This is a genomic window from Sporosarcina sp. P16b, from assembly GCF_002743065.1.
GTDB lineage: Bacteria > Bacillota > Bacilli > Bacillales_A > Planococcaceae > Sporosarcina.
In genome coordinates, this window is the sequence record NZ_PDYO01000007.1 from 76,470 (window position 1) to 93,393 (window position 16,924).

A 16,924-nucleotide genomic window follows, 5' to 3' on the forward strand; every position below is an offset into this window, starting at 1 on the left:
GAAGTGCGATAGGTAATGTTCTACCTACGCACTTCCTGAAAAACAATATGCATCAGAATATTATACTTTTCATTTCACCTATATAACTATTCCCTTAACCAAATGGCTTCTCCATCTACAAAATTGGGAATTTGCAAGTCCAATAACTCATATACACTTGGAGCAATATCTGTCATCGTAATTCTTTTGTTCATTTCCCCCGGCGGAATCATAGGTCCTGACGCATATAAAATTGGCCGTAATTGCAAACGCTCAGGATTTCCGCCATGACTCCCTAATTCCAGCGTTGGTTCGACAGCAACTTTTGCGTCTTTCCCCATTAAAAATCCAGGAGCTGCAGATAAAAACACGTCTCCACTATTATTATTATTTAACTCAGAATACCCTTCTGAGTCGTCTGTCCAAATAGTCTCATATGGATACACTTGTGACTGCTCTTCGCTAGATAATACAGACAAAGTCGGATACATATAAACCTTTTCAACGTTTTTACTTTTACTAGTAAGCCAACGTAAAATAGGTTGTGCTACCTTTTCCGGATCTTGGGTTAGGCTAGTGAAAACGGTCCTATTAGTAAAGGTCGATACAATTTCATTCCTCACCTGTTCATATTCTTCCTTTTTCACAATTCCTTTTTTCTCTCTGCCTTTCAAATTTACATAGACATGAGCGATCGTTCCACTCGCTTCTGCATAAGCTTTGGTTTTAGATGCATCTATATTTCCCTTTTTATCTTTTACAAGTAGTCCTGCCTTTTCCAATTCCTTATTCGGCGAAAGTCTGGTATGAATTGGTTCCAACCCATGATCGGAAACAATCAATAAGTGGTCGTCATCATTAAGATTGTTTTTAATTCGACCGATTGCTCGATCTGCTTGGCCAAACGCCCAGCTGACATATGCCTCTTTTTCCAATACATTCGCTAATTGATATCCAGGTTGTGCGGGTTCTCTTAATAGGAATTCATGTAATTCATTATCTACTAGGGAGTAATAGTAAAATAGCAGATCGGGCTGATAATGCTCCTTAATATAAAAGCTAACATCCGTCACCCAATTCGCAAATCGTTCGCCAACTTGTTCATATTCCTTCCTCGTTATATCCCCATTTTTGAACGCATCAATTTCATCAGCTGCTGGGTAAAATCCGAATTCAGATTGAATCTTATCTGCAAATTGACCAGGTCCTTTGTATAGTCCGCCCATTACAGTACCTTGAAATAGCTGAAGTTCTTCTTTGTTCTCAGGATCTCCTTTTAGTTTCACATAAAATCCTGCGCTATCGAGATTATGTAAGTTCAGCGCGACAGCCATCCAATCATTGGGTGATACTTCTTCGCCTAACTTCTTTCTATCCATGGAAATATAATAGTTCGATTCTTTTTCATCTGTTCGCAAAATGTATAACTTTTGAGTAGGGGAGTTTTTTATATCCAATGAAATAACTGCTTCTTCTACCTTGGAAGTTCTTGCATTTATTTGTTCAACGCGTCCATCCTTAATCTCTGAAAACTCCAAGTCATGAAGTTTCGATTCTGCTAAGGTTCCACCCGAATAAACAGCGTACGTAGCAGCAGATGCGTTATCCGGATTCGAGTCGGGAAAGGAGACGGTTGCTGTGACCTTCCCTTGATTTCTTGCCTCTTTCCATATAGGCGTAACACCTAACGTCTGTGAAAACCCACTTTGGTCATCTTTCACTTTTTCTCCCGATGAATGGAACTGATTACTGACAATACCTGTCTTTGAAGGTTCAGCACCAGTAGACATTGCTGCATGTGATGGTGCCGTCAATGATGGTGTAATGGTAACAAAATCTGTGGCGTAGGCTGCCTGTTGCTGAAATTCTTCTAAATTGGGCATGATTCCTTTAGCTATGTAACGTTGTGCATCCCCATATCCCAAGCCGTCAAATGACACGACACTAATTGTGCCAGTTGTCTCAGCGGCTTTTCCAGTTGAATGAGTTGTAATAACGGTCATGCTAGATAAAATAATAATGAAAAAGATATTTATAGGTTTAAACATGCTTACATCCCTCGCTTTATAAAACTATTCCCTTGATGAAAACAAGGTAAACTTGCTAACTAGAAAATCATGAATAGTTTCTTACCGTTTTCCTGGAGGTGAAAAATGAAATCCACCATAGTAAACATCATCAGAAGTACGTCAATAACTTGAATGCAGCGCCGCAAAATTACGAAGGATTTCAGTCCCAACCTCCTGATACCATAGGAACTGATTTCCTTAGGTACCTGAGTAGATTCGCACTGCATTCAAAATATAGGCGGTGGACATTGCTGACATAGCTTATTATTTATCGTTCAAGAACCGCCGCTCTGAATTTGTATAAATTTAGAACTTATTGTAGAGTGGGACATTTTGAATGAGCGTTTCATTCAAGTTGCTAAACCATCGGCGGGAACAGATCAGGTCACCCTAATTTTATTTCAAAAAAATCTCCCGCCATATTTATACTCTGCGGGAGATCTCAATCACTTTATTTTTGCACTACAAACCTTTCTGCCGAATTACCTTTTAGCCACGCCAAACTTTTCTCAAATAGTTCATCTTCAAAAGAATAACCAGAAAAGGTGTGATCTGCTTTGTCGATATACTGTTCAACTACTTGCTCGGCATTTACGCGTTTATTGAGTGAATTAGCGTATCGCGTCGCATGTTCTTTCGGAATTTGCTCGTCGGCCCTTGCATGAATAATATGCGTTGGCCCCGTAAATGAACGAACTGATTCAATTGGGTGATGTTTTTTCAAATCTTTCAAGAACGTTTGGCTGATCATAAACCCATGGTAATCATGACTGCCTTGTCTAACAATCTCATGAACTGCTTTCGGTCCAAGAATCCCTGTAATATCTTCGTATGGCATGCCTACCGGAGACCAAAGAATTAATTGCTTAATTCGTGTATCGCTCGCTGCTGTAAGTGATGCAACAGCTCCACCCATACTGTGTCCCACTATCGTAAAGCGTTGTTTATCTATCCCTCGGATTGAACTTAAATAATTTATGACATCCTGTAATTCATTCAATTGATTGGTTATAGTTACATCTGCAAAATCCCCATCACTTTCACCACAACCGCTAAAATCGAAGCGGAATACCCCATATCCACGCTCCGTAAAGTACCGTGTAGCTTTTACAAACAAACGGTGCTCCCCTACTTTACTGCCCACAAATCCATGAACAAATATAAGTAGTGGTATGGCTTCTTTTCTATATTCAGGCAGATGCAATGCACCAGATAAATTATTTTCCCCAGAACGAATCGCGATCATTTTTTGCATTTCTTCCCCACTCCCGTCAAAATATATTATTCCAACATGTTTAATAGGTATTATATATTTTTGATATGAATAAGTCAAATCAACCTTTAGGAATCTCTAATTTTCATATTAAAAAAGACTCTCGTAGAAGAGAGTCTTAAAGAACAAAATGCTATTTTTATTGTGACCGGTTTTCATTTCGGAAGAGGAAACTTCCTCAAGTATGAGAGTTAGTTTCATTATAATGAGCACGAGGAACATACATTGCATTAGCGAACTAGTTGGATCAACAGTTCTTTACCGTACCTACCTTATTTCACAATCCCGAGTGTATTCAAGAACACCACAATAATAGTCAATGGCACTACCCACTTCATTAAAAAGTGCCATAGCGGATAGAAGCCTTTGGATTGCGTATTATACAATGTAAATTCATCGCGCACCAACACTTGGTCCATCTTGTGGACGATAAACAACGCGATTAGCAAACATCCTGCTGGTAGCAAAATATTACTAACCAGATAATCGGTTGCATCAAAAATGCTCTTATCGAATAGTAAGAACCCTGACAACGTACTCGAAGACAATGCAGAAGGAATCGCGGCAATGAAAACAACCGCACCAATCAACCAAGTCACTGACCTACGTGTCCGCTTGCCACTTGCAGTCATGGCTGCCACAATAATCTCATACAAACTAAACGAGGACGTCAATGTTGCAAACAAAAACAAAATTAAAAATAACGCCAAGAATACTTGCCCGAGTGGAAGTTGTGAAAAGACTGCCGGTAACACCATGAATAGTAATTCTGGTCCTGCAGCCGGTTCTTGACCGAACGCGAAGACTGCTGGGAAAATAGCTAAACCTGCTAGTAATGAAACAAATAAATTCATCCCCACTACGGAACTAGCAGATGAAGTTAAACTAACATCTTTTTTCAAATATGAACTATACGTTACCATACAAGAAAATCCGACGGCCAATGAAAAGAAAGACTGACCAAGTGCATATAACACGGATTCTCTTGTAATGCTAGAGAAATCAGGCTTCAGAAAGAACGATACACCTTCCATTGCACCAGGCAACGTCAATGAACGAATAACTAAAATGATAAAAAACACAAATAATAAAGGCATCATATATTTATTCGCTTTTTCAATCCCGTTTTGTACACCGGAAGAAACGACTAATATGTTAATGATAGTAAATAGAAACAGACCGATCAATGTCGTGATTGGCGAACCTACAACCGATCCAAATTGATCCGAATAGGAAGCACCTTCACTAATGATCTTGCCACCAATGGATAACCCGCTGTATACGAATACCCAACCGCCAACTACACTATAGAAAGATAGTAAAAGAAAACATCCAGCAACACCGAGCTTGCCAATCCACGGCCATGCACTGGCTGGCGCCAACTTCTTGTAGGCATTAATTGCTTCTCTACCTGAACCACGTCCAATAATGAATTCGGAAATCAACATTGGTAATCCGATCAAAACTGTAAATATAACGAATAATAGGAAAAACGCGCCACCACCACTCATTCCTGTAACATATGGGAATTTCCAGATTGCTCCAAGGCCAATTGCTGCACCTGCCGAGGACATAATAAATCCAAGCTTTGAAGACCATTGTTCTTTACGTTGTTCCACTTTTTCACCCATTTTCCTTTACTTCTGTTTATTACAGTTATACTGTACTGCTTCGATAGAAACAAGAGGAAAATGTTTTTCATTCTTAGAATGCTATTAATGACCTCTCTGATTCAATACAAACTCCTTTTGAAAAAGAGCCTTTGCTAGACGTTCACAGTTTTGCTGATCGAAAAAGTCAATGTATTCGGATGCTCTGCCGAAAAAAGGATTATCATATCGTTTTTCTTCAATAATAGTTTCTAAATAATGGAGTACCTTTCCTTGATTATTCGCCTTATAGCCAAATAGATCTGTATCCAAATCTAAATAGGAACCTCGATTTTCCAAAAATGCTTGTTGATCGAACGTATAGAAAATAATAGGTTTATTCATATAAAGAAAATCCCAGCAAATGCTGGAGTAATCTGTTATCAGCAGATCCGCATCATGCAATTCTCGCATAATTACTATTTCATCGAAACTGAAAAAAGATATCTGGTCATTAATTAAGCTATTCTTTCTGAAATATGTTTCATAACGTTTCATGAAAGGGTGTAGGATAACCCTCACTTCAAGCTTCTCCTCTTGGACGAGCTCTTGTAGCTTTTCGCTATTTAGAAGTTCCACGGTTGATTGAAAATACATACTTTCTAAAAATTCTTCTTCAGTTAGGTCAAATAGCCACTCTCTCCAAGTAAACATTAGCAAAAGACGTTTAATTTTAGAGGAAGGCCGATTGAATGGCAACAGGTCAAAACGAGCCATACCTGTCACAACCAACTTTTCTTTTGGTATACCCCATTCATTACGCTTGATATTATATTCATATTCCGAAGCACAATTAAAGTAATTACACCTTTCCAATAATGGGATATCTTCTTTCTGAATTAAAATCTTTTTGAAACATTCAATACCATGACTGATATGCAACATCACGGTTTTTTTATTCAAGAAGATGAACTTATCCATATAAGGAGCCAAGTCATACATGATGGAATGACCATGAACGGAATACTTCGCTCGAAAGAATAATAAATAATTACGTAAACTACCAAGCGGCACAGCATTCGGAATCTGATGTTTTTTTATGTAATCGTATTGCGGATCATACATCCAATAAATATCCATTTGATCCGAAAAGTTATCTATAGCGTAGCGATGGAACACCGCAGCGTTATCCTCGTATTTTTCTCCAAGATTTCCACCAATCAACAGAATTATGTCGGTATTCTTTCGATAAAATAATTTAGTGATTACATAGGCTGCCAGAATTTTAACATATGTCCATCCTGTTTTCCATACAGGGCTTTGTTTTAGCTGCATACATTCACCTCCAGACTTCCTTCATTTCCCCTATATTTATACATAATAAACCAATATATGTTTCTCTTTGAGATATTTAGGGTAAATGAATAGAGCTTTAAGAATTATTTGTTTGAAAAGCATGAAGAAAGGAGCATTAAAAGACATGGTAAGAAAAGTATTGTTTATTTCTGATCATGGTGATCCGTTAGCACCACTAGGCAGTGAGCAAGCCGGCGGCCAAAATAATTATGTTAGACAACTGGCTCTAGCTTTAGAGAGTGAGGGGTATGCGGTAGATGTGGTCACGCATTGGAATAGTCTAGATACACCTCAAGTTGAACGTTTCGGAACCGCCTGCCGTGTCATACGCATAGCAGCAGGAAAACATTATTTTGTGCAAAAAAATGAAATGTACCGTCTGATTCCCGCCTTCTTTGATGAAATGTCAAAGACCCTTAACTTCAAAGATTATGATGTCGTGCATACTCATTATTGGTTATCGGGCCTTGTTGGTTCTTTTATAAAGCAAAAGTGGGGTATTCCTTGGATTCACACGAATCATTCGCTGGGCATGGCGAAGCAGAAAGCAACAGGTAACACGGAAGCACTCCGCTTGCTTACTGAAAAAATGATTCTGACTTCAGCAGATTTGATTGTAGTTACAACTCAATCGGAAAAACAACTAATCCGTGAATTTATAGATAATCCAGCACCTATGAAAGTTATTCCTATCGGTGTTGACGAAGCGTTTCAAGCGAACAAGCCAAAACTTGTAGTATCACCTTACTTTGCGTTTGCCGGTAGATTGCAAACAACGAAAGGTATATACACTCTCCTAAAGGCATTTGAACTGTTTATAAAAGACCGTCCTTCCACAGACCGTACTAAGCTGATTATTGCAGGCGGCAGTGAATCGTGTATTTCTCCTACAAATCATTTACCGAAGAGCCGGAAGCTTCGTATGGCAATTGAAGGCTTTAATCACAAAGTGGAATTTCTGGGCCCTCAAAATCAACAGCAACTGGCTCGATTGTTTACTAACTCAATCGCTACTATTGTCCCGTCATATTATGAATCATTCGGAATGGTCGCTGCGGAAGCGCAAGCATGTGGAAGTCCTGTTATTGCTTCAAAAGTCGGGGGACTGCAGAACATTATAATGCATGGCATGACAGGTCTGCACGTGGAGCATAACAATCCCTTTCAACTATCACAAGCCATGTCTACTCTATTGAATAAGCCTCATTTCACCAAAAAGCTAGGACAGAGAGCAGCTGCTTATGCACGTGAGGAATTTGATTGGAGAGTAATCGCATACAAAATGGCAAGAGTATACAAAGGAGTTGCCAATGAAACAAAAATCGTACTTGCTGGCGACTGATCTGGATAATACGTTAGTCGGTGATCAGACAGCATTAAATAACCTTTTCTCATTCTACCGTGACAAACAGTTTGATCCTGCCCTCGTTTATGTAACAGGCAGACATTTAAATTCGGCGCTTTCACTCATCAAACAAGAAAAATTGCCGCTGCCCGATATCCTCATCACGGATGTTGGAACAGCAATTTACCATGCACCTGATTGGTCAGAAGACAGGACATGGGCCGCATGGGTAAATGAAACGTGGTCACCTAATGACGTTCTATCAGCTTCTGCAGACTTCCATTCGATTATCCGGCAGAACTTACCTCATCAAAAGCGTATATCCTATACCCTAGATTCCTGTCAGCCACATATCGTACAAGCTATTCAAGCTAAGCTCGATACTCATCATATTCCCTGTCATATCGTATACAGTTCAGGAAGTGATTTGGATATACTACCTGAACGTAGCGGTAAAGGCAAAGCAATGGAATATGTCCTTCTTGAATATGCTAAGAAAGGCGTGAATATTTTACTCGCGGGGGATTCAGGCAATGACGCTGAAATGCTGTCACTTGATTATCCCGCCGTTATTGTTGGAAATGCTCAAGATGAATTGAATGGGCTGCCACCCCATGCGCTTCTTTACCGCGCTGAAGGGTATTATGCAGACGGCATAAAAGAAGCTTGGGACCATTTCTATCCTACAATTCACATTTAAAAACCAGTTGGCTTGGTGTCCAATTGGTTTTTAATTTAAAGAATTTTCATTTATCAGCTGACGGTAAACTTGTAAATGATTTTGAGAGAGTTTGTTATAGGTAGCCAGACTAGTATTTTTAATTGAATGGAAATCCATTAGGTTGACCATCTGATACCGCTCGTTCAACTTGTACGCATTTTTCCAAGCGGTTACTTCGAAAACTAAGTTCATTTCATCTTCTTCAATCAGCATTTCCAACAAATCAGGCGATTGATAAATCTCTTCCATAGTAAAACTCTTTTTCATAGTGAAAATTTCCATGGTTCTCGCTAATGATTCTTCTAAAGCAGGCAGATCAATGGCGTGTCCCAGTTCATGCATGGTAAGGGTCTGTACATATGTCTCAAACGAACAGAAAAAAGCGAGCTCTCCATAGGCAATTTTCAGCCGCCCTTCGTCAAATCCAATATATTTTCCTATAAAATTATAACTCATATTGATTCCATCATGAACTTTTCGGATTTCTTCTTTCATACACACACTTTTCATAACACCGTCAATACATTGTAGTACATTTAAAGACACAACCTGATTATTCATTCTCATTCATCCCTGTTTCCCTTATATATGTTTCTTCCACAGTATTTTATTCCTGAGAATATTATACTAACCCTTATATATTCAATCAATATACTTTATGATTAATTGCCTGTTTAACTTCAAATTTAAAAAATGAATTCACGTTTCAGACAAAACACCCATTTCACTACGTAAAAATACTCTTGAATCATTTATATGATTCAAGAGTAATTTCATTTTGCCTTTATATTAGATTTTCTGTGTATATAGCATTCCCAGTTATCAGTTATTATCGCGCTGTCTAGCACGTGCTTCTCCGCCTTTACGGCCCGCTTCTTCTCGGCTCATTTTACCATTATTGCGGCTATTGTTGTTCGAGTTGCCTGAGTTATTTGAGTCGTTCTCATTAGCTCTTGCTTCCCCGCCTTTGCGACCGATTTCTTCATAGAATTCCTGGCCATGGTTTTTAGAGGTGGCTTCCCCACCTTTACGACCGATTTCTTCGTAGAATTCCTGATCATGATTTTTAGAGGTAGCTTCTCCGCCTTTACGTCCCGCTTCTTCAAGACTCATTTTCTCATCATTGTTGTTGCGATTGTTTTGGTTAGCCATTTTTATAATTCCTCCTATTACATTAATCATTTTTAGCTCGTCGACAAGCTTACTAGATATATTCCCAGCAGACATGAGAATAAACTTTTAAAATGATTTTAATGGCATATTAGTATAAAAGTGATAGACGATTCTATTTTTTATTTATATTTTTAGATGTTAATACCCGCTAGCTTTGACAAATCACAAATTTATTCTTGGTTATCCCCATTTAAATCTGAATTTATTTATCTTTTACAATAAAAGCTGCATATTTCTTATACAATTAAGAATACTTACAATAGACCTTTTAGATCTTTTAAAAGAGAGGAGACACAATCGTGGTGTACGATGAATATAAAACAGGCAGTAATGCTTCACAATCTTTGCAACAAATGCTAAAAAACTCTTTATGGATATAAAAGAAGACATTTTCCGAGGGTTTGCCATATTATGCCGAGCTGCTGTTTTATTAAAAAACGCACATCCTAAGTGTTGCAATGTGGCATTAATCCATTAGAAAAACCGGGGTTATCCATACTTCCCCGGTTTTTACTGTGTTATTTAGTGTAAAGAATCTTTGAGAACTGCTGACTGTTTTACCATGTAAAATCATACGGATGTATGTTTTTCATTACGCTGACTGGCGCGAGCTTCACCGCCCTTACGTCCAATATTCTCGTAAAATTGTTTATCGTGCTTCTCGGAAGTAGCTTTTCCACCTTTCCGACCAATTTCTTTATAAAATTCGCTACTATGCTTTTTAGCTGTGGCTTCCCCCCCTTTACGACCAATCTGTTCATAGAACTCTTTGTCATGCTTTTTAGAGGTGGCTTGACCGCCTTTACGTCCCGCTTCTTTCAAAGTCATTTTCTTCTTTTGTTCTGTATGATGTTGGTTAGCCATATATATTCTTCCTCCTTATTATTCAACTTACAAAGCTTAATGAATATATTCCCAATATACTACGTGCTAAACACAAGACATCTTAAACAGCTTCTTTTCGAATGGAAGACTTACAGAATAGAATTCATTCCCCATTTAAATGAATTTGCCAAACGCTATCCCTATTTTCACGTATAACTTTTCATTTTTGAACCAACTTACGTATGAAGGTACTTACAGAAGGGAGATTGACAAATGGGAAGAGATGAACATACTAAAGGAAGTAAATCGGCCGGCTCCTTACCACAAACGCCAAAGAACCAGACGATTGCTGCACGCGATATGCATGAAGAAATCGCGAAAGAATTCGCCGAATTACGTAAAGCTCCCACACAAAAAAAGCGGAAGTCTTAAGTAAAAAAGATCAGGGGAAATTTCCCTGATCTTTTTTATTTATTTCCGAAGTGGGGCTTGATCATCTAGAAGTTTCTCCAAATGCTCATCCCATTCTTCCGTTAAAGTATTCCACACTCTAGTGAAATAGCTGTTTTCCACACGATTGTAAACATAAAACTCCACGCAAGGAATAAGTTGGATACCAAGCTTTTGCGGGATCTCTATTTTATCAACCACATTCTGAAGTGAACCTTCTGCAATCTCTACGCGAGTAGCAAGTAGTGTCACCCGCAATTGTTCATCATCTAGTTCTTGCAGACTTCCTGGGAATTTCTTTGCTAATCTAAACTCTTTACCTTTTGCCGTGAAAACTTTTTCAGGTTGTTCACATAAAATTGAATTGTGGCAAGGACTATAATAAAACTTTTTTTCTGCCTCTTCAGGTGGATGTTCGTATATACCTGATTGTAATTGATTTACTCCTAGGCCCGTCAATTCAAAACTGTCTTCACGCAACTTGATCATCTGTGCAGCTTCCATCTTTCCAAACAAATTCTCTATAAACAGTGGTTCGACGGCAAGAAAATCTGCAATTACCTTGGGTTCAGATACATCTAACCTTTGAATCGTTAATAAGATCATTTTCATTAATATGTCCATCGTCGTACGCTTAATGATTGTGTAAGGTATATTAATTAGCTCGACCGGCAATCCCCAACTGTCTGATTGTTGTATTTGGATATCGGGTTGTTGCTCGAGTTCTTGTTGCAACTTTTTTCGAAGCAAATCCATTTATTCATCTCCCCTGGATTTGGTTTATTTTGCGCAATCCACCTTGATGATCTACAACTTCTAGCAATTGCTTATACATATTTCTCGTAGAGGCATTTTTAGTATGGATAGTGAACATTTCAGAACTGCCGACGATAATGAGCAATTCTCTCGCACGTGATAACGCCACATTTAAACGTCGATAATCTTTAGCGAATCCAACATCACCATTTTTCTCACCATGATTTCTAACGAAGCTCAAAATAATAATATCCATTTCCATACCTTGGAACTTATCTACCGAACCTGTTCGGCAATGTAATTGTTTGGGACGAATTTCTTGTTGGATCAATCGATCAATTCGCTTCACTTGTTCACCGTAAAAACTAATAACACCGACGCTTTTCTTTCCGTCTGGCTTCATAAGGCCGTCTTTTTTAGCTTTTTCCGTCGCTTGTTCAATATCTAGCAACGTATCTTGAACGATGGTGAGCTCCGCTTCATTGAAACGACTTGTCCCCCCTTTGACTTGATTTTCGAAAAATGAAGGTGTATTGGGTGTATCTAGCCATAGCAAATGGTCTTTTCTAGTGATATTACTGCTTTCGAGCAGATGATCACGCAATTCGTCTGAATTGGGAAGCCCGCATTGTAATTGATAGTCCCCGTCTTTATAAAATGGTGCGATAGTTTCCATGATTTTTTCATGCATCCGGTACTGAATACTGAGCATCGTTTTGTTTTGCTTGGGCAACGTACGGAATAACCGTTCGAATAATGATTCATTAAGTAGTTTTTTCATTTCACGTTGCACTTCAGGATCTTTTTGCTGATCTACCAGTTCGTCCATCGTTTCTTGACCTACAAGTGGCGGTAACTGATGATGGTCACCCACTAGAATAATTTTCTTACCTTTTAGCATGGGTAATAATAATTCTGGCGGTGTTGCTTTAGATACTTCATCAATAATCACTACATCAAAGACAGGGTATTCTTCCATAAACTTTTTAGAAGCTGATGCGACACATGTCGTGCCTATTACGTTCGCATGATCGATATACAGCTTACGGATTTCGTCAAGGTCATATTCATTGGCATCACGCAGCAATTCCTCCCACTGCGCCTGTAGTTCTTGTAGGATAGGAAGCTGTTGTTGTTCTTTTACTATTTCTGCTTTTCGTGTTTCAGCTTGAGCAAGTTCTATTTCTATTTTCTCTAATTGCTCTTGTAAATCTGGTTTCAATTGAACGGCAAGTTCTTCTATTCTCTGCTGTCGTTGATGCTGTTCTTCTTGTAATTGCAATGTTTTTTGCTCTACTTCTCTGAATTCTATTTTTTCTTGTTCAAGTAGTTGTTTTGCTTGAGAATACTTTAGTTCCGAAGTAGTTAAGGTTGCTGCTAATTGCGTTACGTTTTTTATTCGTTGTCGGCACTCCAATATCTTCGTTTCAAGCTGATCAATTGCCTGTGTGAGTTGATTTCCCTGCCACTGTTTTTCAGGCGGCCCGTTGGTTTGTAGGTATTCATCAATCTGTTTCTCCAATGCTATTTGCTTGGATTCCAGATGTTGCTTCAACTCTTCTTTTCGCTGTATATTGGCTTGTATTTCATGAAGTTCCTGTTGGAGGAATCTCAAAATTTCATATTTCACTTCCGCAAATACTTCCTTTACAGAGTGGACTTTCTGTTGTTGAAGATCAATTCCTTTTGCACGAACGATCTCTTCTTTACCGTAAAACAATGACATACCTTGTGCGATTTTTTGTAGAACTTCCGTTTTCCCGGATGAAATTTCTTTATTTTTCAGCACTTTTTTTGTTGTAGGATTGATTAAAAACTTTCCTAAACGATCAATCATTTCATGCATTTCTTGTATAGTTGTGAAATTTTCGGTTGAGCGCTTAGTAATGGTTTCTACCGGATAACGGTGCGTCTGCAAAAGAATTTGTGTTTTTTTAATAGCCGTCTGAAATCGTTCATGAAGTTCCTTCCATTCCTGAAATTCATAGGAATACTCTCCACTTTCAATCGACTTGATGATTCGTTGTAAGTCGTTATTCCGCAACGTAATATGAATAGGTAATTCAATCTGGTTTTCAGCGAGCGTCAGTTGGATATCTTTCATTTTCGTCTGAGACTTTACGAGACGATGTGTTGCTTGTAGCAATCGTTCTTTATCAGGAAGAGTTTTGTATTCTTCCATAATCTTTTGGTGTGCTTCGGTATTGCTCCGCATTTCTGCAAGCCAGTTGATGTATGATTGTGTCTGTCTTAATAAGCACTGCTCTTGTAAAGATTCTTCCACTTGACCTGACAATTCTTCTTTATTCGGCTCTGTTTTTAGCTGTTTCTGTAACCCTGCAATTTCCTTTACGTGTTGAGCAAGGTCAACTTCAGTTTGCGCCATTTTTTGCTGCCTTTGAGAAAGCCTGCGTACAGACTGCTCAAGCAGAGATTTCCGTGAAAAGTATTCAGACTTTAGTTTTTTTAACTTCTCTTGCACTATGTTTTGCATTTGTAGTTGCTCAGTTAATGTGATTTTCAATTCTGTGTTCTGTTTAACCTGATTGGATAATTGATCCGCACGCTTTTGCAATTCGATATCTTTTTTCCGATAAATTGCACGTGTTGCTTGTACGGTTTCAATTGTTTCATTTCTCCAGTGCAACGCCACATTTTCTTCCATGAAACGCTTGCCCTCTTCTTCGATACTTTCTGATCGCCCATAACGTAAAATACGTGTCGCTGGATCTGTAAGTAATCGGCCGAGTGCGTTATCTACTGCTAGATTTGATTGGGATGCAACAAGTGTCCGCAAGCCGGCTTTGACGTTCTGATAGCAAATTTCGGATATTACCGTTGTTTTACCTGTGCCGGGAGGACCTTGGACTACAAACAAGTCATGTGCTTTCATCGCGCCCGAGACTGCTTCTTGCTGGAATTCATTTAAATTATTATGAAACTCCAGTTTCGGCTGTTTATTCGTAATTTGCACGACAGGTCGTTCCTCAAATAAGATCTTTTCCAAATTCGCATTTGCCGCTAGACCATCTTGTAAGTCTTTGAAACCTTTACGTAACCGACGAATCTGACTTAATTCAGCATAGTTCGTCAGCACTAGGCTTTTATTACGTGTTGGTAACCAGTGTTCAGATCTTGCTTTCTTCTGAAACCGTTGATTTAGTTCTACGACAAGGATTTTCTGTCCTTTCTGAGCATCGATGACTTGACCGATCTCAGTGGAGAGTTCATTCATTTTTACACTAAATCCACGGAGTTGCTTCCAATTCTTCATTTGCAAATCTTTACATTGAAGACGTACCTTTGTAAAATCACTAGTAAAACTGGCTTGGCTAAATGTACAGGAGATATCCGCTACATCCGCATTTTTCTCTGCAATTTGTAGATAGCCTTCCCAACTTTCAATGCGTTTTTTTACATATTCTGAACGCTCTTCTGCGATGGGCAATTGACGTAACCTTGTATAAAATTCAATTGGCAGTGCGACTCCTGCACGGTTTAACCTGAATTTTATTGCTGTATGTAGCCGCCGATTTGTCTGAACAGGCTCTCTTGCCCCTCTGACATGAAAGCCTGTTGCCAGCAAGCCATCCGGTTTTAATACGCACTCCATAACTGCCACACGTTGCTGTACTTCTTTGGCAAACCTTTTATTTGTATGTGGATCAAAAAACAGCGCATAGGATTGGTTCCCCATACGATTCTCCGGTTTCTTTTCAATATGTATATCAAAAACAGACTCTGAAGAAACAAAAGCCTCTTCACTTAGAAACCACTGTTCCAAACCTTTTCGTGCATTTTTCGTTATTTCCAGACTGCAAAGTATCATTTCTATATTTTGTAACACACTCATGGTAGTTCATTCTTTTCAACATAGGGCTTTACTTCAGCAAGATTATACATCGTGCTTCTCCCTGTTATTCCCTTGTTCAAAGCTCTCACCTCAGTCCTCTATTATAGATCATAAGTGCATATACCGCGAGTAAGAAAAATCTCAAAAAAACTTTTCAAATTAATTTAAAAAAGATGTTTAGAAATAGTTTGTATGGGTATACTATTACTACAAGGCAAACTGAAGGAACTAGTTAGTGAAGTAAGCTGCTAGATCTGGACGAGATGCACAGCCTTGGCGGAAAATTTTTCTTTACTGGCAAGTGGTACACTCGGTTTGGGAATCTGTTTTTAAGATTCCAAATGAAAGACAGGTTTACCAGGTAATGCGAAAGAAGTTTTTTGTGTAAGTGCACGTGAAATACCTGCTTCAAAGAAGTTAAGCAGTGTAACATGCAAGACGCATACGACGAGGGTACAATGTCGTCAGTATGGAGTAATCGCAACATAAAATTTTCCGCATAGTTAGAGAAGAACAGTCAGTGATTAGAAGGTTTTAATCACTGACTGTTTTTTGTTTTGTCGCTAAACCATGTGAGTTGTTTAGTATGAATGAAAACTGGGAAAACAACATATAAGAAACAATAACGAGGAGGAGCATTATATGAAAAAAAGAATGGCGTTGACAGCTATTGGTTTAGGAGCAGCCTATTTAATGCGTAACAAAGATGCACGGGACAAATTGTCTCGTCAATTCGACGAGTTCAATGACACACCTATGCGCGGCGAACGTAAAGGTAATACTCAGAAACCCGAACCAAATAAAGGATTACTAGGTAGATTTTTAGACTAAATATATTGAATCGCAAAGGAGTAGATTTGCATGAGCGAAGAGAAAAGAGTTTTTACAGAAAAAGACCGTAAAAAGGCAGAGGGCGGTTATATGGATAACCCCGAAAATTTAAAAACCGATAAGGAAAGTATTTACGATATGCATGAAGATATGCAGACCGTAGACGCTATTCCTTTGGAAGATGTTCGTATGGAGGAAGAAGAAGAAAGACATCATCGTGAGACGAAAAATCGTTCGTCCAGTGAAGAGAAATATGAAAAGGAATAATGATGTTTTGAAATACACTGAAATAAACACGTAGAGTACTTAACCGATATGAAAGCTGATTAGAAAGTGACGCCCATCAAGACGGGCGTCACTTTTTATGCCATTTTTAATAGTGCTTCTGATCCAATCATACCTGCGGAAATGCCATAGTTCTCAGCTTCCAGCGTTACAGATTCTAGCGGGGCTGCCAGCAATTGCTCTATCGTTTTCACACCAACCGCGCGTCCCGCAACAATTTTACGGTCTGCTAGTACACTATTTAATAATCCTACATCAAGTGCCCCACACATAATATACCCTTTGTCATTCGAAACTGTAAGTAGCGTCGTTTTAGGTAGTTTTACCGTAACTGCTTGAAATGACTGTCCATCTATAGATATGCTTTGATGTTCAATCAAGACACCCACCCCTTTCTTTAACAGCATATGATAGGCCAG

At 38.7% G+C, this 16,924-nt stretch carries 16 protein-coding genes; 6 read left to right on the forward strand and 10 right to left on the reverse strand.

Annotated features, from left to right (window positions below):
- Nucleotides 1-86: 86 nt before the first annotated feature.
- On the reverse strand, nucleotides 87-2,027 hold the full coding sequence (locus tag CSV77_RS10225) for an alkaline phosphatase family protein (RefSeq protein ID WP_099673338.1): 1,941 nt from the start codon (nucleotides 2,025-2,027) through the stop codon (nucleotides 87-89).
- Between the two features lie 98 nt (nucleotides 2,028-2,125).
- Between CSV77_RS10225 and CSV77_RS17370 the strand changes: the two genes are divergently transcribed.
- Nucleotides 2,126-2,308 (forward strand): hypothetical protein, encoded by a 183-nt coding sequence (locus CSV77_RS17370; RefSeq protein WP_158232060.1) that lies wholly within the window; start codon nucleotides 2,126-2,128, stop codon nucleotides 2,306-2,308.
- A gap of 191 nt (nucleotides 2,309-2,499) precedes the next feature.
- Here the strand turns inward: CSV77_RS17370 and CSV77_RS10235 are convergent, their stop codons facing one another.
- The 3 genes from CSV77_RS10235 to CSV77_RS10245 all read right to left on the reverse strand — a co-directional run bounded on the left by CSV77_RS10235 (nucleotide 2,500) and on the right by CSV77_RS10245 (nucleotide 6,245).
- Entirely contained in the window at nucleotides 2,500-3,303 is an 804-nt protein-coding gene (locus CSV77_RS10235; RefSeq protein ID WP_099673340.1) for an alpha/beta hydrolase family protein, read from the reverse strand.
- Nucleotides 3,304-3,593: 290 nt separating this feature from the next.
- Nucleotides 3,594-4,952, reverse strand: coding sequence for a sodium-dependent transporter (locus CSV77_RS10240; RefSeq protein WP_099631721.1), 1,359 nt, complete (start codon nucleotides 4,950-4,952; stop codon nucleotides 3,594-3,596).
- 84 nt (nucleotides 4,953-5,036) lie between these two features.
- Nucleotides 5,037-6,245, reverse strand: a complete 1,209-nt coding sequence (locus tag CSV77_RS10245; RefSeq protein ID WP_099673341.1) for a CDP-glycerol glycerophosphotransferase family protein — start codon at nucleotides 6,243-6,245, stop codon at nucleotides 5,037-5,039.
- A 145-nt stretch (nucleotides 6,246-6,390) separates the two neighbouring features.
- Between CSV77_RS10245 and CSV77_RS10250 the strand changes: the two genes are divergently transcribed.
- Both CSV77_RS10250 and CSV77_RS10255 read left to right on the forward strand, forming a co-directional pair.
- Complete coding sequence (locus CSV77_RS10250) at nucleotides 6,391-7,608, forward strand: glycosyltransferase (RefSeq protein WP_099673342.1); 1,218 nt, start codon at nucleotides 6,391-6,393, stop codon at nucleotides 7,606-7,608.
- Entirely contained in the window at nucleotides 7,577-8,311 is a 735-nt protein-coding gene (locus CSV77_RS10255; protein WP_099673343.1) for an HAD-IIB family hydrolase, read from the forward strand. Before CSV77_RS10250 ends, CSV77_RS10255 begins: the two co-directional genes overlap by 32 nt.
- 30 nt (nucleotides 8,312-8,341) lie before the next feature.
- On the opposite strand, the gene CSV77_RS10260 is transcribed toward CSV77_RS10255, so the two are convergent.
- The 3 genes from CSV77_RS10260 to CSV77_RS10270 form a co-directional block, all read right to left on the reverse strand.
- The gene (locus CSV77_RS10260; protein WP_099673344.1) at nucleotides 8,342-8,893 is read right to left on the reverse strand and encodes an integrase; all 552 of its coding nucleotides are present in this window, start codon (nucleotides 8,891-8,893) and stop codon (nucleotides 8,342-8,344) included.
- 261 nt (nucleotides 8,894-9,154) lie between these two features.
- The gene (locus CSV77_RS10265) at nucleotides 9,155-9,484 is read right to left on the reverse strand and encodes a KGG domain-containing protein (protein ID WP_099673345.1); all 330 of its coding nucleotides are present in this window, start codon (nucleotides 9,482-9,484) and stop codon (nucleotides 9,155-9,157) included.
- 591 nt (nucleotides 9,485-10,075) lie between these two features.
- A complete protein-coding gene (locus CSV77_RS10270; RefSeq protein WP_099673346.1) occupies nucleotides 10,076-10,369 on the reverse strand; it encodes a KGG domain-containing protein in 294 nt (97 codons plus the stop codon).
- A gap of 234 nt (nucleotides 10,370-10,603) precedes the next feature.
- Between CSV77_RS10270 and CSV77_RS17035 the strand changes: the two genes are divergently transcribed.
- Entirely contained in the window at nucleotides 10,604-10,762 is a 159-nt protein-coding gene (locus CSV77_RS17035) for a hypothetical protein (protein WP_199173172.1), read from the forward strand.
- 39 nt (nucleotides 10,763-10,801) lie between these two features.
- On the opposite strand, the gene CSV77_RS10275 is transcribed toward CSV77_RS17035, so the two are convergent.
- Together CSV77_RS10275 and CSV77_RS10280 are read right to left on the reverse strand one after the other, a co-directional pair.
- A complete protein-coding gene (locus CSV77_RS10275) occupies nucleotides 10,802-11,536 on the reverse strand; it encodes a hypothetical protein (protein ID WP_099673347.1) in 735 nt (244 codons plus the stop codon).
- A gap of 4 nt (nucleotides 11,537-11,540) precedes the next feature.
- Nucleotides 11,541-15,389 carry an AAA domain-containing protein gene (locus tag CSV77_RS10280; protein ID WP_099673348.1) on the reverse strand — a complete coding sequence of 1,283 codons (3,849 nt, stop codon included), beginning with the start codon at nucleotides 15,387-15,389 and terminating at the stop codon, nucleotides 11,541-11,543.
- A 642-nt stretch (nucleotides 15,390-16,031) separates the two neighbouring features.
- Here CSV77_RS10280 and CSV77_RS10285 point away from each other — a divergent pair.
- On the forward strand, nucleotides 16,032-16,220 hold the full coding sequence (locus CSV77_RS10285) for a hypothetical protein (RefSeq protein WP_099631713.1): 189 nt from the start codon (nucleotides 16,032-16,034) through the stop codon (nucleotides 16,218-16,220).
- A gap of 30 nt (nucleotides 16,221-16,250) precedes the next feature.
- Nucleotides 16,251-16,487: a hypothetical protein gene (locus CSV77_RS10290; RefSeq protein WP_099673349.1), complete on the forward strand. Its 237-nt coding sequence runs from the start codon at nucleotides 16,251-16,253 to the stop codon at nucleotides 16,485-16,487.
- A gap of 95 nt (nucleotides 16,488-16,582) precedes the next feature.
- On the opposite strand, the gene CSV77_RS10295 is transcribed toward CSV77_RS10290, so the two are convergent.
- Nucleotides 16,583-16,912: a YunC family protein gene (locus tag CSV77_RS10295; RefSeq protein ID WP_099673350.1), complete on the reverse strand. Its 330-nt coding sequence runs from the start codon at nucleotides 16,910-16,912 to the stop codon at nucleotides 16,583-16,585.
- Between the last annotated feature and the right edge of the window lie 12 nt (nucleotides 16,913-16,924).

Excerpts from the sequence above, each read along its gene's own strand:
- CSV77_RS10265 (WP_099673345.1), bottom strand. The coding sequence starts at position 9,484 with ATGGCTAACCAAAACAATCGCAACAACAATGATGAGAAAATGAGTCTT.
- CSV77_RS10295 (WP_099673350.1), bottom strand. The coding sequence starts at position 16,912 with ATGCTGTTAAAGAAAGGGGTGGGTGTCTTGATTGAACATCAAAGCATA.
- CSV77_RS10290 (WP_099673349.1), top strand. The coding sequence starts at position 16,251 with ATGAGCGAAGAGAAAAGAGTTTTTACAGAAAAAGACCGTAAAAAGGCA.
- CSV77_RS10255 (WP_099673343.1), top strand. The coding sequence starts at position 7,577 with ATGAAACAAAAATCGTACTTGCTGGCGACTGATCTGGATAATACGTTA.
- CSV77_RS10270 (WP_099673346.1), bottom strand. The coding sequence starts at position 10,369 with ATGGCTAACCAACATCATACAGAACAAAAGAAGAAAATGACTTTGAAA.
- CSV77_RS17035 (WP_199173172.1), top strand. The coding sequence starts at position 10,604 with ATGGGAAGAGATGAACATACTAAAGGAAGTAAATCGGCCGGCTCCTTA.
- CSV77_RS10280 (WP_099673348.1), bottom strand. The coding sequence starts at position 15,389 with ATGAGTGTGTTACAAAATATAGAAATGATACTTTGCAGTCTGGAAATA.
- CSV77_RS10260 (WP_099673344.1), bottom strand. The coding sequence starts at position 8,893 with ATGAATAATCAGGTTGTGTCTTTAAATGTACTACAATGTATTGACGGT.
- CSV77_RS10245 (WP_099673341.1), bottom strand. The coding sequence starts at position 6,245 with ATGCAGCTAAAACAAAGCCCTGTATGGAAAACAGGATGGACATATGTT.
- CSV77_RS10250 (WP_099673342.1), top strand. The coding sequence starts at position 6,391 with ATGGTAAGAAAAGTATTGTTTATTTCTGATCATGGTGATCCGTTAGCA.
- CSV77_RS10225 (WP_099673338.1), bottom strand. The coding sequence starts at position 2,027 with ATGTTTAAACCTATAAATATCTTTTTCATTATTATTTTATCTAGCATG.
- CSV77_RS10240 (WP_099631721.1), bottom strand. The coding sequence starts at position 4,952 with ATGGGTGAAAAAGTGGAACAACGTAAAGAACAATGGTCTTCAAAGCTT.
- CSV77_RS10235 (WP_099673340.1), bottom strand. The coding sequence starts at position 3,303 with ATGCAAAAAATGATCGCGATTCGTTCTGGGGAAAATAATTTATCTGGT.
- CSV77_RS10285 (WP_099631713.1), top strand. The coding sequence starts at position 16,032 with ATGAAAAAAAGAATGGCGTTGACAGCTATTGGTTTAGGAGCAGCCTAT.
- CSV77_RS10275 (WP_099673347.1), bottom strand. The coding sequence starts at position 11,536 with ATGGATTTGCTTCGAAAAAAGTTGCAACAAGAACTCGAGCAACAACCC.